This is a genomic window from Paenimyroides ceti (genome assembly GCF_030409925.1).
The window spans coordinates 708,401-724,182 of sequence record NZ_JAUFQU010000001.1; the positions used below are offsets into that span (position 1 = coordinate 708,401).

Here is a 15,782-nt window from a genome sequence, read left to right on the forward strand (position 1 = left end):
ATAGGTAACGACATTTTTTTAACGATAAATCAACTACATTGCAAACACAGGAATTAAACAAAAAATTACTTTTTTTGATGGCTTTGACAACGGGACTCGTTGTGGCCAATAATTATTACAATCAGCCTTTACTGGGTATTATGGCGCGTTCACTTCAGGTATCTGAAATGGAAATCAGCAGCATTCCCATGCTTACACAAATCGGATATGCTGTAGGTTTATTTCTAATTGTGCCATTGGGAGATATGCTGCGCAGAAAAAAGATGATCCTTATTGACTTTGTTTTCATCATAGCAGCGTTATTAGCGGTAGCTTCAGCTACTTCTCCATTGCAACTCAAAATCGCAAGTTTTTTTGTGGGACTTACTTCTGTGGTTCCACAGATTATGGTACCTATGGCAGCGCAACTTGCCTCCGATGAAAAACGCGGAGCGGCTATAGGCACAGTGATGACCGGAATGTTTATCGGTATTCTGGGATCCCGTACTGTAAGCGGTCTTGTAGGGGCTCATTTCAGCTGGCAGACCATGTATTGGGCAGCTGCGGCAATCATGCTACTGCTCGCATTATTACTGCTGGCATTTTTACCCGAAATAAAACCGGATTTCAAAGGAACCTATAACCAGCTCATCCGATCTATTGTAGAACAGTTCAGAACCCGTCCGTCACTGAGATGGGCAAGTCTGCGCGGTGCATTTGATTTTGCGAGTTTCAGCGTTTTCTGGACTACTCTGGTGTTCTTATTAGAGTCTCCTGCCTTTAATCTCGGAAGCGATGTGGCGGGTTCTTTCGGGTTGGTGGGTATTGCCGGGGCTTTGATGGCTACTGTAGTTGGGAAACTCAGCGACCGTATGGATAAAAATAAAATCATCATCGGAAGTATTGCAGTCATCATGCTGTCCTGGGTACTCATCGGTTTTGCACACAGCAGCCTTATCGGACTCATCATCGGAGCTCTGTTTCTCGATTTAGGAATACAGTCTGTTCATATTACCAATCAGACTGTTATTTTTGAAGGAAATCCTTCTGCCAGAAACAGAATCAATACCGTATATATGGTGTTTTATTTCATCGGTGGCTCATTCGGAACATTTGTAGGCGGTATATTCTGGGAGCATTTCAGATGGACAGGCGTGTGCATTGCCGGAATATTTTTCTCCGTCTGCATTTTGCTTATACATTGGCTGTCAACCCGAAAAAGGATATAATAGAATAAAACAACAACTATAAAACCAACAAATCATGAAAAAAAAGAAAATAGGTACAACTGAGCTTGAAGTTGCTCCTTTGAATTTTGGAGGAAACGTCTTTGGGTGGACCCTTGATGAAAAGCAATCTTTTGATATACTGGACGCCTTTACTGCAGCCGGATACAATTTTATTGATACGGCAGATACATATTCCTGGTGGGTAAACGGAAAAGGAGGACAGTCGGAAGAAATAATCGGCAACTGGCTCAAAGCGCGTAACAACCGCCATGAAATTGTTTTGGCGACCAAAGTAGGATCTGAAACCAAAGAACACGGATTTGATATCAGTAAAAAGCATATTTTAAAATCCGTTGACGAATCGCTGCAGCGTTTAAAAACGGATCATATCGATTTGTATTATACGCATTTTGATGATGAAAAAACGCCGGTAGAGGAAACTCTTGAAGCCTATGATCAAATCATCAAGGCTGGTAAAGTACGCTATATTGCGGCTTCCAATGTTGCTCCGCAGCGCCTGATAGCATCATTTGAGGCGGCAGAACAATACGGACTTCCAAAATATCAGGCACTACAGCCGCATTACAATCTGGTAGAACGTACAAAATTTGAAACGCAGTATGCTGCGCTTGCAGAACAATACGGACTCAGTGTGTTTACATACTGGTCACTGGCCTCTGGTTTTTTAACCGGAAAATACCGCTCGGAAGATGATTTTGGCAAAAGTCCGAGAGGAGCAGGAGCTCAGCAGTATTTAAATGAAAAAGGCAGAGCCGTACTGGCAGCATTAGATCGGGTTGCCGCCAAACATATGAGCAATCCGGCAACGGTATCTTTGGCGTGGTTGCTGGCACAGCCGCTTGTAACCGCTCCTATTGTAAGTGCTACAAATAAACAGCAACTCGCGGCACTATTTGAAGCTCCTTTACTCACTCTTGATGCCGAAGATCTTTCGCTTTTAGATCGCGCAAGTAAGTAATCTGACAGAGGCAGCCACTGGCTGTCTCTTGTATTTGGTAAACAAAAAAAAGCAGCTTTAAATTTTTTTTGTATCTTAATAAATCAGAAAAACGGCTTATTTTTCGTCTTAAATACCTTAAAAAATATGAAAATAAATTTTTTAATACTTATAGCATCCCTATTTATGAATTCAGCAATGCACGCACAATCGTTACAAAAAGTAGTCTATACAGACGGTTCTCAGCAGCTCAATGGCTGGGTTACCGCCAATAAGGGAATGGCAAAACCCGGAGTACTCATTCTTCCCGCATGGATGGGAGCAGATGATGAAGCCAGACAGGCAGCTTCCGATTTGGAAAAACAGGGATATATCGCTTTTATCGCAGATATTTACGGAGAAGGCAACGTACCTCAAAACAGTGAGCAGGCTTCTAAAATAGCCACGCACTACAAAACGGATTTTAAGGCATATCAACACCGTATTGCACTGGCATTGGAACAATTGAAAAAAGCAGGTGCGCAGACAGACCGTCTGGCAGTAATCGGTTATTGTTTCGGTGGAACAGGAGCGCTTGAAGCTGCGCGTGCCCAATTGCCGGTTCAGGGAGTGGTTTCGATACATGGAGGGCTTGCGAAAGGCACGCGACCGGATGAAAAATTCAGTACGCGTATTCTGGTACTGCACGGAGCTGATGATGCTTCGGTATCGGAAACGGACATTCGTAATTTTACTCAGGAAGTCAACCATTCTAAAGCCGACTGGCAAATGATATACTATGCCAACAGCAAACATACCTTTACCAATCCTGCTTCGGCAGATTATAATAAGTTGATGTCGCAAAGAGCGTGGAAGCATACCCTGCTGTTTCTCGAAGAAATTCTAAAATAAAAAAACCGTTACTCAGTAACGGTTTTTTTTTATCTCCTTCCACGCCTTTAAAACCTTGCGTTTTTGTCATAAAAAGCCGTTACAATGCTGTAACAATTTAAAAAAATAGTGTTTTATATTTTGTTTTTTAATATAAATTAATCATTTTTACAAAATATTAACGTAAAGGCAGTTTCCTTCTACCGCTGCCTTAGTTTTTTACGAAACACGATGAAAAAAACACTGCTATGCCTGTTTACAGGCTTTGCGCTGCTCTCTGCTCATGCGCAAAAAGTCGTATGGGAAAAAACCCTTGGCGGCAAACACTCCGAGTATTTATTTGATATGGTGCCTACCGTAGATTATGGTTTTCTCTTAGCGGGGAGTTCCTTTTCGGACAAAACAGGCTCTAAAACCAGCGATGGCCAGGGCAATCTGGACTACTGGCTCTGGAAGATGGACAAAGACGGAGAAGAAGAATGGCAAAAAAGCTTTGGTGCTTCGGGTATGGACCTGTTGCAATGCCTGATTCCTACGGGAGATGCGGGTTACCTGCTTGGCGGTACTTCCAACTCCCCAAAAGACGGCCATAAAACAGAAGCTTCCCGTGGTAAAAACGACCTGTGGCTCATAAAGATTAATGCAGCCGGAGCAGAAGAATGGCAAAAGACCCTGGGAGGCTCGGGAGATGACCGACTGGTGACGATCAAACGCCTGTCAGACGGTGGTTATATCATCGGAGCCAACACCAACTCCCCGGTATCCGGAGAAAAAAGCCAGCAGCACCTTGGCGGACTTGATTTATGGATACTGCGATTAGACAAAAAAGGCAAGCTGCTTTGGGAAAAAACCTTTGGTGGTATCTATAACGATGAAGTCAAAACCATAGTACCGACAAAAGACGGTTTTATCATCGGTGCACAATCCAACTCCCCGATCGGCGCCAACAAAGCCGTGGACACCAACGGTGGTTATGACATCTGGCTGTTGACTTTGGATCACAACGGCAACCTGTTGCAGCAACACAGCTATGGCGGAACGGCAGACGATTTTCTGACCGATCTGCTGCCTGTAGAAAACGGGTATCTTCTGGCAGGAACGAGCAGTTCCGAAAGCAGCGGTACTAAAACTGTATCGGCAGAAACACAAAACGATTTCTGGACGGTACAACTCGATGCGAAAATGCAGCCGACAGACCAGAAAACCTATGACTTTAAAGGCGATGATGTACTGACCTCCGTACTATTAGACAGTGATCAAAACCTGTTGCTTTCGGGTTATACGATACATCCCAAAACCCATAAAAAGAGCTATGTTTCGATCCATATCAATGCCCAAGGCGAAAAGATATGGGAAAAAGAACTCTCTACAGACGGAGACGATCTGCTGCGTAAAGCGATCATCACGCGCGATGGCGGTTATGTCTTTGCTGGAAACTCCACGGGGAAAACCTCTGCGCTTAAAAAGGGCTATCAGGGCAGAAACGACTACTGGATTGTAAAGCTCAACACCAAAGAAAAAAACAAAACTCCGGAGATACAGATCGAAGCCTTTCCGAACCCAACTGAAGGGTTTACCAATGTGGTGATCAACCATGAATACGAAGAAGGGCAGATGATTTTATCAGATCTGAGTGGCAAAGTACTGCATACGGCGCCTTTGCAATACGATATGATTGCAGTAGATCTGAGCGCCTATCCTCAGGGAGTTTACATCATCAACATCAAAACCAACGTCATCAATCGTTCGGTTAAAGTCATTAAAAAATAAAACAATATGAAACAGAACTACTTACTCATTTTATTGCTGCTGGTACTACCTTCGCCGTTTTTTGCTCAGGAAATCGTATTGCCATCCTCTAACTATTCGTCCGAATACCAGACCTCTATGATCACCGGAAGCCAGAACATCAGCATTCCGCTGTTTGATCTGGAAACGGCAAATGCAGATTTACGGCTCAATACCCAACTCAATTACAGCTCTACCGTGATGGGCATGAGCAATATATACAGTTTTAAAAGCTTTTTTAATCCGGGTTGGGATTTAAACATCATCCCTGCCATCAATAAAAGCATTTTAGATACTCAAAAAAGAGCCATTGACGACGAACTCTATTTCAATGCTCCCAATCCGTATAACGATCCTTCAGAACGTCCTACTCGTGAATATCCGAACATATACAGTTTTGACGCTTTTGGACTGAGTGGCAAGTTTTATTTTGAATACGTAAACGGAACCCTACAGATCCGAAAAATATACACCTCTGATTATGCAGACATCACCGCTGATTTTACTTTTCAGGACCTTAATGCGAGCTATAATTATCAGTTTTCGGTACATTCTTTTGAAATTACCGACAAAAACGGTTTTGTATATGTGTTTTCAGAACAGCAGCAATCGGGCTTATTTTTTTCCGATAATAATAATTTTTACTTCCAGATGCAGAGTAAATACCATCCGTACAAAAAATCTTTTTTGATCAGTCAGGTAAAAGACCGTTACGGAAATATACTGCTGCAATACCATTACGGTTCGTATGCGGATACGATAACACAGTCTGGAAAAACCTTTACATTTGACCAGAAATACCTTAGTGAAATAGAAATCATACGGGTCGGATCTGTCCATCTGCAAATGAATCTGAACCCGGGAATCAACCGTTATCGCCAATACACAGGCATTCAGGTAAAAAATACATTTAACCAGATCATTCACAACATAAGTCTGACCAACAACCAGGTTATTTTTAACAATACAGATGCTACAAAGACTTACCGGTATGAATTTTCATCAAATTTTACCTCTTTGCGAATCAAATACCCTACAGGGGGCAGCACCTTGTTTGAGTATGAACCCAACCGCTATTCCTATTACAATTTTGGAGCCCAACTTATAGAAGCTTCAGGACAGGATTTTACAGATGATCCGCTCAACTTTGACCTGGTACCGATTCCCTACACCTTAGAGCCGCAAAACGAACGCTACCGATTTACGTGCACTGCGCAGGATCTGGAGCGCTCCATTTATCTCAAGTACAGTAGTGCTCTTTTACCGGGTATGGATCCGGGCAATGGCAATCCGGTATACTACCGATTAAGGCTCGTAGATGCAGCCAACAACACTCTGACCATCTACAGTGCTACCGAAGAAGTAGACATCCGTTCCTCGTTGCTGCAGTATTTACCTTCTTTTACCAACAACACCTTCTATCTGGCAGTTGCTCCGAATGACATCAGCAAAGTCGGAGACATACAGCTGCGCAAAAAAGTATATAAAGACCCTTCTCTTTGGACACGTGCCATCAGACGAAACGGATACCGCATCAAAAAAATCACCCAGCTTGATGCGGACCAGACGGTCGTATCGGAAGAAAACTACCGCTACACCATGCCAGATGACCCGCTGAGAAGCTCAGGTGCAATTCCTTTAATGCATATGCAGTCTGATCAGATTGCCAGCATCTATGCCTTACCGCTTGCAGACTGTATTTACCGCTACATCACCGTAGAAAAAGAGGGTGTGGGTAAAACGGTTTATGAAATGAATTTTGAAGACATTTCCGGAAATTTCTATTTCAATCTGCTTCCGGCGCATATCAGCATCCCTAAACGGATCCTTAAATACAACACCTCCGAACAACTTATCAGCAGTGAAACCGCAGAATTCAGCAGTTATACGTCACCAATTGATATCCCGTACTATACGACACCCGTATTGGAAAGACTCACCAAGCACATCATAGAATACAATACAAGCGGATCAAATAAACTGCAACTAAGAAATACCACTGCCTGGGATATCGACCACCGTCAGATGGTAGAAAATCGCATCACCGACCTGCAGCAGGAGGAAAATTTTGATGAGCGCTATAGCTATGAAAAATACCATAAAACGTACCGTACCAAAGAAGTATTAAAATACAAAAATGGGGACTTGCTGAACCGCAGTGCGTTTACCTATACACCTGAAAACGGGAATCCGCAACTGTATCAGCTGCGCAAAAGCGAAGTAGCCAAAGACGACCGTCCGTTGGAAACCGAACAGGAAATCACGCGTTATGATGCGTATGGCAACGTACTGGAATACCGTACCAAAGAAGGTCTTTACGTTTCACAGATCTGGGGATACGGCAACACCAAAATCGTATGCGAACTTAAAAACATCCGTTATCAGGACATCGATGCGGGTATAATAGCGGGCATTCACTATCAGACCAACCTTACCGACAACAGTTATAACGAAAACTACATCCGTACACAATATCAGATCCTGCGTCAGGCACATCCGCAGAGCATGATAACGTCCTATACCTACCGTCCGATGATCGGCATGAGCAGTCTGACCGATACCAACGGACGCACCGAATATTACGAATACGATAAATTTAACCGCCTCTCTGTTGTCAAAGACCATGACGGAAACCGGTTAAAAGCGTATGAATACCATTATAAAAACTAAAGGCCATGCAACAGCTAAAAACACTTATCTACAGCCTGCTGCTTTTGAGCGGCCTTGGCAATCTGTATGCGCAAAGCGAAAATCAGAACTACGTCAAAGAAACCATCTACCGAAGACCAGCCGATATCAATGGTATATATGTTCTTAATAGTAATCAGCATTATATCACCACCACCTATACCGATGGTCTGGGACGTCCGATACAACGGATACAGGAAGGGATGTCACCGGATGAAAGCAAAAAGATTGTCACGCATATCGAATATGAAAAAAACATCGGACAAACGCGCCAATACCTGCCGTTTACTGAAACAGGTAAAATCGAAATAGGTACTGTTGAACTTCCGTTTACCTTATATAACTCCGACTACGTAGAAGATGCGAAACAAAAAACGCATACGTTTTACAGCAGCCAGAAATACGAATACACCCCGAATCCGTACAGTGAAAACCGTCTGGAACGGGCTCCTGCACAGCGGGTATTAGAAAGCTCCGCACCGGGACGAGACTGGCATATGGAACTCGGAGAGCACACCATCAAATATAGCTATGACTTTAACCACAGAGACAAAGAAGCGGTATATAAACTTGAGATGGATACCTATTGGGATGAGGATTATGGCTTATACCGCAATAAAATAGGAATTCGTGATACGTATGCGCACAACAGCCTGCACAAAACCATTATCAAAAACGAAAACTGGAAACCCGAAGACGGTCCGGACAACACCACCGAAGAATTCAAACGCGTAGATGGCAAAGTCGTGCTCAAACGCATCTACAACAGACAAGATCCGCACGATACCTACTATCTGTATGACCGCTTTGGCAATCTGGTGTATGTCTTGTCTCCTGAGGGAGAAAGCCTGCTGAATCAGGAAAAAATTGATCTGTTGGGCTACCAGTACCTGTACGACCATAAAAACCGTCTGGCCGCAAAAAAACTACCGGGAAAAGAGTGGGAATACATTGTGTATGACAGGGCAGACCGCATTGTAATGACCGGACCGGTACACAACCCGTTCGGAGAAGAAGAATCGGGCTGGCTGGTCAGCAAATACGACATATTTAACCGTGTGGTCTATACCGGATTTCACATAGCCAAAATTTCTTTTGAAAGCCGTAAAGACCTTCAGGACATCATCAACAGTCAGGATCCGATCAACGAACATAAAACCACCTCGGGCAGTATCGACAACCAGACGGTATGGTACAGCAACGACCTGTATCCAAATGATCTGAGACTGCTTACGGTCAACTATTATGACGACTATGCGTTTCCGGATGCTCCGACACAATTTCCCATAGTTCAGGGCACGGCAACACAAACGGCAGTAAAAGGACTAGCAACAGGCAGCTGGACGCGCATCCTGCAAAGTTCCAACGACTATGCTGCCGACCGCAGCTACACCCTGTATGATGTACGCTACCGTCCATTGCGTGTCGTTACGCAGAACTATTTGGGAGGCTTTACCCAAAACGACCATACCTACAGCTTTACAGGCCAGGTACTGAGCACCATCACCACGCATCAACGCACAGCATCAGCAGAACCGCTCACCATAGCAGATACCTATACCTATGACAACAGAGACCGACTGCTGAGCCACAGCCAGTCGGTCAACGGAGCAGCAGCACAGCGTATCGCAGAAAACAGCTATGACGAACTCGGAGCCTTATCCGTGAAAAAAGTAGGCGGACTGCTCTCAGCTTCCACTCCTTTGCAACACGTTACACATACCTACAACATCCGGGGCTGGCTCAAACAAATCAACCCGTCGTATCTGCACTTTGCCGATGAAGGAAGCAACACCCTTTTTGGCTATGAGCTCAACTACAACACCTCGGAGTATATGATAGGTGCACCGTATCAGTACAACGGGAATATCAACAGTGTACGCTGGCGCACGGCTACCGACAACCAGACGCGGGGAACGGAATTCCGTTACGACAAACTCAACCGCCTGGGTGAATCAACCATGTTGCGCTACAACTACAATGAAAGTCCGCGTGCGGGCTATTTTGAGCCTATAGATGCGTATGGGGAACGCCTCTCTTACGATAAAAACGGCAACATCCAGCGACTGCTACGCACCGGACAGGAAGTCAACGGACAGACCTTAGATCTGGACGATCTGCGCTACCGTTACCACGGCAACCAGCTTACGGAAGTCACCGATCAGACCAACAATCCTGACGGATTCCATGACGGACATACCGATGGCAGAGACTATGAATACGACCATCTGGGCAATATGATCATCGACCGTAATAAAGACATCCGCCATATCCGTTACAACCATCTGAACCTGCCTTTGGAGATCAACATCAAAGACCACGGTATCCGTTATCTCTACGATGCAAACGGTACCAAAGTAGCCAAAATCATAAAAACAGATGAAGGAGAGAAAACCACGGACTACCTTGGAGGCTTTCAGTACTATGAAAACGAACTGCAGTTTTTTCCAACGGAAGAAGGCTATGTTTATCCTAAAGACAAAAAAGAGTATCTTTACGTATTTCAGTACAAAGACCATCTGGGCAATGTGCGGTTAAGCTATCAGGACATCAATGGAGACGGTAGCATCCAGCCTACCGAAATCCTCGAAGAAAACAACTATTACCCTTTTGGATTAAAACAAGAAGGGTATAATGATCTGTCGAGTCCGCATCCGTTCTATAAATACACGTATGTAGGTCAGGAGTTTCAGGACGATTGGGGGCTGAATATGACCGCTATGGATTTCAGACAATATGATCAGGCATTGGGTAGGTTTTATGGAATGGATGTATTAGCAGAGGCATCCGTTTATAGCACTCCTTATCATTATGGTTATAACAATCCAGTTTATTGGAGTGATTCTTCCGGTTTACTATCGGATTCATTTATTGGTTCGATCTGGAACAATTCACCAGATAAATCCAGAACGTATTGGGAGAATATGGGAGGATATTTTGTAAGTAATCATGTGAATGCTTTTGGAAATTCAATTGCAACATTGTATGATGGTACAATTGGAGAGACATTACCAATGATGTATGTGGATGCTACTAAAGGAGGAGGGGGAGCTCTGAATTATTCTTCAGAAGGAGGATTTGATATAGGAAAAAGAATTCAGGATCATACCTACAGATATGGTAAATCATACCAGGGATATCGAGATGGTTTACGAAGTGCTCAGTGGGATCGTTTTCAGGGAGGTTTAGATTATGCGGGAGCCATACCAGTACTTGGAGAGCCTATTGATATGATAAATGCGGCTATATCAGCTCTAAGAGGAAATTATGGGGCTGCTGCATTAAGTCTTGCTGCAATGATACCTGTAGGAGGTAATGTTATAACAGGTGGAAAATATTTAAATAAATTTTCTACTGCTTATAGAGAAACTTCAGGAGTTGTTAAGTATGCCGCTGAGAGTATACCAAATTCAGCTTATACTTATACAGCTAAAAATGGAAAGCCAATATCTAAGCATTTTTATAATGATCAAGGAAAAATGATATTTGAAATAAATTATAAACCACATAATATGGGAGGTGTACATGGACACAATTTAAGTATTCCTGGATCAATTTCTTCAGGACATTTATCACAAAATCACATTCCATTTATGTTAATTCCAAAGAAATTTTTATGATAGAGAAATTAATTAAAAATTATGGCAGTTTGTGTGATTCTTGGATTGATGAAATTTCAATTAAGAAGATAATGAAAAATTCAATAGAAAAGGTAGTGATTAGTGTTGAAATTAATTCTGCTAATATTATCAAAGGTTATAAATATGAAAAGATTTGCTTAATTTTTGAAGAAGTCTTGTGTTTTACTTTCAAAGATGATACAACTATTAATTTATCGCCCAAAGAAGTATATATTAATTATGATAATAATACTATTCTTTTTGATTTTGATCCAATAGATAATTTTGATTCTCTCGAAGAAAATAATGATTCTAATTTTAAGATTATTTCTAAAATATTGACGTTTGAAATAATTTCATAAAAAATGTTTTTATTTAAAGTAATTTATTTAGTACAATTGATTTTGAGCAAACGATTTAAAGTATATATTATCATTGAAAATTTATAATGCTTTTAAATCGGATAATAATAAGCCCCATTAAATCATTTTGGGGCTTTTTAAATAAATAATCTAACAAAACAATACACGATTCTATAATACGCTTATGTAGGTCAGGAGTTTCAGGATGATTGGGGGATAAATATGACCGCTATGGATTTCCGACAATATGATCAGGCGTTGGGTAGGTTTCTATTGAATGGATATGTTAGGTGAATTGGCTTATAATCAAACACCGTATCAATACGGGTTTAATAACCCGATTTTATGGGAAGATAGAACAGGGTTGTTTCCAAGTGCTTGGAAAGCTTATGTTTTTGCAGCAACAGAAGGTATAAAAGATGATTATAAAATAGAATATAATGCAGGTCTTGGAGGTTATGTATTGACGATAACAAGCGGTGAATTTAAAGGGGATAAGTTTTATGATAATACAATACTGATGCCTGATTTGGTTATGGATAAAACAGAAAAAGGGAAAGGAGGAGGAAAATCGGACAAACGCGGTAAAAATGAAGACGGGATTGTTTTTGCTACCAATACAGGAGAAAACGGTCCTCTAAAACCAGATAAAGGAAGTAGAAATGGTAAAATATGGGATGTAAGTTTAATTTATTTTCTTGTCAACGCCTTTGTAGGTCCTCAAACAAAAATTGGATATGAAACAGATTATAATGATAAAATACAGAATAATTATGTAACAGTAGAATATGAGACATTTATATTGGGTGTAACTCCTTATTATCCGGCTAAGCATAGAGCAATGAAAATGATGAAAGATACTATGCTACTTAAAAGTGATATTAAAAAGATAGATTTAAACCGAAAAGGAATTCAGGATTCTATTAAGGCCACAGAAAAAGCAAAGCAACTAAATAAAGAACTTAATTTAGAATAATATGACACATAAGATTATAATTTTTGTATTAATGATTTTACTTTGTTCGTGTAAAAAGGATAATGAAGACATAGATGAAAATCTAAAAATTACGTCGGAGAATCCACAACCTCCATACAATCAACTTAAATATAAGATGATATTTCCTGATACCATTCAACTTAATAGACCTTATGAAGCAACTATTGTATTTGAGAGTGATTTTGATACAATATTACCACCAGTTCAAATAGATGCTATTAGTGATTCGACTAAAACAAGGTTAATTACTTTTTATCAATTTGAACCTATTAAATCGCCCATGAAAGATGAAAATGATTTAATATTAAAAGATTCTATGTTTGTTCTTAACAAAAAATTTAGTGTAAAGAATATTGTCTTTAAAGAAAAAGGGACGTTTACTTTTTGCGGTTTAATATTTGACGAAGTTATGTATAATTATTATGACAATAAAGGGAAACGGGATTCAATCCACTTTACCAGAAGAAAACAACAGATATTTAAAAATGTAGTGGTAATAGACTAATCTTATCTTCCCCTTAATCAATCTTTGAGTAAGGGGAAGATTTTTATAACCATTTTGTAAAATGCTCTACTAATAATCATAAGTTATGGTTATAGAAATGAACAGGCGCAAAAGTACAAATACAATGGTAAAGAATATGATGACCATTTTGGATTAAACGTCTATGAAATGGATCTTCGTCAGTATGATCCTGCTATGGGCAGATGGGTGGTTCAGGATCCTGTAATCCATCATGATTACTCGCCTTATAGTGCTTTTGACAACAATCCGGTATATTGGAGTGATCCAAGTGGTGCTGATTCGCAGTTGTATAAAGATAAAAACGGTAATGTTGTTGCGGGTAGTTTTGATGGACAAGATGCTCAAAATCTTTTTAATCAGTATGTAAATAGCAGTTCTAAAAAGAGTGAAGAAGAAGTTCAAAAGATGTATGAATTTACTACATCTGAAGAGAATAATGGTAATGGTGGCGGTGGAGATGGAAAGAATAAAAATGCAAATTCAAGAGGGGTCGGAAGAAACTATGCCCATATAGGAATATTAGGAATGAGCAGTTATACTTTTTTTGGGGCTCCTGTGAGATTGATTCCTTATGATTTTGGAGCATCATCTTATTTTGGTGGAGCTTTAAATGTTTATGTAGGTACTTGGAACGAATATTTAGAAAAAGGATTAGATTCTTATATTGGTAGACACTTAATGCATGAATATGGACATTATTTACAAGAAAAATATGCAGGAAGTATAGATTATTATAATAAAGTAGTACCTGCTAGTTTGGAATCATTTCAAGGAGGAAATCATGATAGAAATTGGACAGAAATTCAGGCTAGTACATTAGCATGGATTTATTTTAATAAACCTAAAGATTTTGATAGAGAAAATATTATACAGTATAATTCTATTTCACCTTATGCACCGGCTTCTATACCTTACAAGGTTATAAATTTGATAAATAATCAATATATAAATCATCCAGATTATAAACCCTAAAAATTCAATAAAATGAAAATTTATTTTCCACTTATATTAATGCTATTTTTTTCTTCGTGTATGGATAGAATAGATTTAAGAAATTTTGAAGTAAGTAATAACTCTAGTTCTAATATTTACACTGTAATACACAAAAATGATATAGAAGATGACACAATTAATAATTATGGATTCATAGGAGATTTTACAGATTCAATTTACAATCATAAAGTTAAAGAAATTAATAGACCAATAGATTGGAAGACGTATGTGAGTACATCTATGGGACATAAATTTAGGCTTTATATAATAAAAAAGGATAGCGTAGATAAATATGGCTGGAAAGCTATCCATAAAAAAAAATATCTATAATAAAAAGTATCTATTAAATGTGGATGTATTAGATAGTCTAAATTGGAAGATTGAATACAATGGTGATTAGTATCTAATATGAATTAAAAATAAAAGCTCCAAATATGATTTAATGGGGCTTTTTAAATAAATAATCTAACAAAACAATATACGATTCTAATAATACGCTTATGTAGGTCAGGAGTTTCAGGACGATTGGGGGCTGAATATGACCGCCATGGATTTCCGACAGTATGATCAGGCGTTGGGTTAATGCTGATGATAAAAAAATCAAAATAAAGGAATACAATGAAAAGATTAAATTTACGACTCATTATTTTATTAAGCACCTTTTTTACAGGATGTTCATCTTCTTTATTTTATGAAAAAATAAAAGAGATGGATAAAATAAATGAGGCAAGTTCTAAGGAAGAAATAGCAATACACTATATTAAAAATAAAAAAATTGATATTGATAAATATGTTTTTTCATTCTTAAAAAAAGAATTGAAGAATACTTCTCATATTTATTATTTTATACAGCCTACTTATATTCACAATGATTTTAATAGAATAAACATAATCGTCTTTGATGTAGATCATAAAAAGTATTATTATTTACAAAATAAAAGTTTCTTCTCAAAAAAAATTATTTCAATTAATGAATTAAATGTTTTTGATGAAGAATATTATAAATATATCTATGAATTATTTAATAATGAATCATGTGATGAATTAGTTCGAATAGGAACAGAAAATAATGAATCTGGTGGTAATGAAGTTATATATGAGATAAATTTCAAAAAAAATGTAATTAGAAAATGTAACTATCCTTCAGTATTTATTATTCCAGATGCATAGATACTATGTAATAGTATGTAGGAGAAGAAGACATGAAGGATTCTTTAAAATATGTTAAATAATGAAAAAAATAATTACTCTCATTTTTATTTCCTTTTTATCCTGTAATAAGAAAGAAACTAAATTATTGGAAGCAAATGTTTCAAATGAAATTGAAACACAAATAGCAAATGTGAATTTTCCTGATACGATACATATAAATAAAATATATGAAGGAAATATAATCTATACATCAGCATTTGATAGCATAACCACTAAGCTGAATGCTGATGGAGAAATAACAAGATATATTATGTTAATCTACTATGAACCTTATAATTTAGATAAGGATAAAAATCAATTTACAGAAATAATTACAGATACAACATTTACATATAAGCTACCTGAAGTACCTATTAGAAATGTCCAATTTAAGGAACCCGGTAAATATCAGTTAAATTGGCTCATAAAAGATATGGTGATTTTTGATACGATAAAAGGTAGAAAAGATTCAGAACCTTTACCTATGAAGATAGAAGAAACGCGTGTTTCAAAAAGAATTGTAGTCGTAAAGTAGATGAAAATTTTTATTCATAATTTTTTGTGATTCCGGAGAGAGAGTG

General features: G+C 38.9%; 14 protein-coding genes. 13 read left to right on the forward strand and 1 reads right to left on the reverse strand.

The window, feature by feature from the left end; genetic code table 11:
• Nucleotides 1-77: 77 nt before the first annotated feature.
• The 11 genes from QW060_RS03305 (at nt 78) to QW060_RS03355 (ending at nt 14,340) form a co-directional block, all read left to right on the forward strand.
• Nucleotides 78-1,208, forward strand: a complete 1,131-nt coding sequence (locus QW060_RS03305; RefSeq protein WP_290364679.1) for an MFS transporter — start codon at nt 78-80, stop codon at nt 1,206-1,208.
• Between the two features lie 34 nt (nt 1,209-1,242).
• Nucleotides 1,243-2,187 (forward strand): aldo/keto reductase, encoded by a 945-nt coding sequence (locus tag QW060_RS03310; protein WP_290362281.1) that lies wholly within the window; start codon nt 1,243-1,245, stop codon nt 2,185-2,187.
• Between the two features lie 126 nt (nt 2,188-2,313).
• The gene (locus QW060_RS03315; RefSeq protein ID WP_290362282.1) at nt 2,314-3,057 is read left to right on the forward strand and encodes a dienelactone hydrolase family protein; all 744 of its coding nucleotides are present in this window, start codon (nt 2,314-2,316) and stop codon (nt 3,055-3,057) included.
• A 210-nt stretch (nt 3,058-3,267) separates the two neighbouring features.
• Nucleotides 3,268-4,806, forward strand: a complete 1,539-nt coding sequence (locus tag QW060_RS03320) for a T9SS type A sorting domain-containing protein (protein ID WP_290362283.1) — start codon at nt 3,268-3,270, stop codon at nt 4,804-4,806.
• Between the two features lie 6 nt (nt 4,807-4,812).
• On the forward strand, nt 4,813-7,494 hold the full coding sequence (locus tag QW060_RS03325; protein ID WP_290362284.1) for a hypothetical protein: 2,682 nt from the start codon (nt 4,813-4,815) through the stop codon (nt 7,492-7,494).
• Between the two features lie 5 nt (nt 7,495-7,499).
• Nucleotides 7,500-11,132 carry a DUF6443 domain-containing protein gene (locus QW060_RS03330; RefSeq protein WP_290362285.1) on the forward strand — a complete coding sequence of 1,211 codons (3,633 nt, stop codon included), beginning with the start codon at nt 7,500-7,502 and terminating at the stop codon, nt 11,130-11,132.
• Nucleotides 11,129-11,494, forward strand: a complete 366-nt coding sequence (locus tag QW060_RS03335) for a hypothetical protein (protein ID WP_290362286.1) — start codon at nt 11,129-11,131, stop codon at nt 11,492-11,494. The genes QW060_RS03330 and QW060_RS03335 overlap by 4 nt, the downstream gene beginning before the upstream one ends.
• 277 nt (nt 11,495-11,771) lie before the next feature.
• On the forward strand, nt 11,772-12,470 hold the full coding sequence (locus tag QW060_RS03340; RefSeq protein WP_290362287.1) for a hypothetical protein: 699 nt from the start codon (nt 11,772-11,774) through the stop codon (nt 12,468-12,470).
• Between the two features lies 1 nt (nt 12,471).
• Nucleotides 12,472-12,996 carry a hypothetical protein gene (locus tag QW060_RS03345; RefSeq protein ID WP_290362288.1) on the forward strand — a complete coding sequence of 175 codons (525 nt, stop codon included), beginning with the start codon at nt 12,472-12,474 and terminating at the stop codon, nt 12,994-12,996.
• Nucleotides 12,997-13,074: 78 nt separating this feature from the next.
• Nucleotides 13,075-13,989, forward strand: coding sequence for an RHS repeat-associated core domain-containing protein (locus tag QW060_RS03350; RefSeq protein ID WP_290364680.1), 915 nt, complete (start codon nt 13,075-13,077; stop codon nt 13,987-13,989).
• Between the two features lie 60 nt (nt 13,990-14,049).
• Nucleotides 14,050-14,340 (forward strand): hypothetical protein, encoded by a 291-nt coding sequence (locus tag QW060_RS03355; protein WP_290362289.1) that lies wholly within the window; start codon nt 14,050-14,052, stop codon nt 14,338-14,340.
• A 109-nt stretch (nt 14,341-14,449) separates the two neighbouring features.
• Here QW060_RS03355 and QW060_RS03360 read toward each other — a convergent pair whose 3' ends face one another.
• A complete protein-coding gene (locus tag QW060_RS03360) occupies nt 14,450-14,629 on the reverse strand; it encodes a hypothetical protein (protein WP_290362290.1) in 180 nt (59 codons plus the stop codon).
• On the opposite strand from QW060_RS03360, the gene QW060_RS03365 reads away from it, so the two are divergent.
• Together QW060_RS03365 and QW060_RS03370 are read left to right on the forward strand one after the other, a co-directional pair.
• On the forward strand, nt 14,629-15,180 hold the full coding sequence (locus QW060_RS03365; protein ID WP_290362291.1) for a hypothetical protein: 552 nt from the start codon (nt 14,629-14,631) through the stop codon (nt 15,178-15,180). The genes QW060_RS03360 and QW060_RS03365 overlap by 1 nt on opposite strands.
• Nucleotides 15,181-15,472: 292 nt before the next feature.
• On the forward strand, nt 15,473-15,736 hold the full coding sequence (locus tag QW060_RS03370) for a hypothetical protein (RefSeq protein WP_290362292.1): 264 nt from the start codon (nt 15,473-15,475) through the stop codon (nt 15,734-15,736).
• Nucleotides 15,737-15,782: the final 46 nt, after the last annotated feature.

Coding starts and splice junctions, on each gene's coding strand:
- QW060_RS03305 (WP_290364679.1), top strand. CDS start 78: ATGGCTTTGACAACGGGACTCGTTGTGGCCAATAATTATTACAATCAG.
- QW060_RS03310 (WP_290362281.1), top strand. CDS start 1,243: ATGAAAAAAAAGAAAATAGGTACAACTGAGCTTGAAGTTGCTCCTTTG.
- QW060_RS03315 (WP_290362282.1), top strand. CDS start 2,314: ATGAAAATAAATTTTTTAATACTTATAGCATCCCTATTTATGAATTCA.
- QW060_RS03320 (WP_290362283.1), top strand. CDS start 3,268: ATGAAAAAAACACTGCTATGCCTGTTTACAGGCTTTGCGCTGCTCTCT.
- QW060_RS03325 (WP_290362284.1), top strand. CDS start 4,813: ATGAAACAGAACTACTTACTCATTTTATTGCTGCTGGTACTACCTTCG.
- QW060_RS03330 (WP_290362285.1), top strand. CDS start 7,500: ATGCAACAGCTAAAAACACTTATCTACAGCCTGCTGCTTTTGAGCGGC.
- QW060_RS03335 (WP_290362286.1), top strand. CDS start 11,129: ATGATAGAGAAATTAATTAAAAATTATGGCAGTTTGTGTGATTCTTGG.
- QW060_RS03340 (WP_290362287.1), top strand. CDS start 11,772: ATGGATATGTTAGGTGAATTGGCTTATAATCAAACACCGTATCAATAC.
- QW060_RS03345 (WP_290362288.1), top strand. CDS start 12,472: ATGACACATAAGATTATAATTTTTGTATTAATGATTTTACTTTGTTCG.
- QW060_RS03355 (WP_290362289.1), top strand. CDS start 14,050: ATGGATAGAATAGATTTAAGAAATTTTGAAGTAAGTAATAACTCTAGT.
- QW060_RS03365 (WP_290362291.1), top strand. CDS start 14,629: ATGAAAAGATTAAATTTACGACTCATTATTTTATTAAGCACCTTTTTT.
- QW060_RS03370 (WP_290362292.1), top strand. CDS start 15,473: ATGTTAATCTACTATGAACCTTATAATTTAGATAAGGATAAAAATCAA.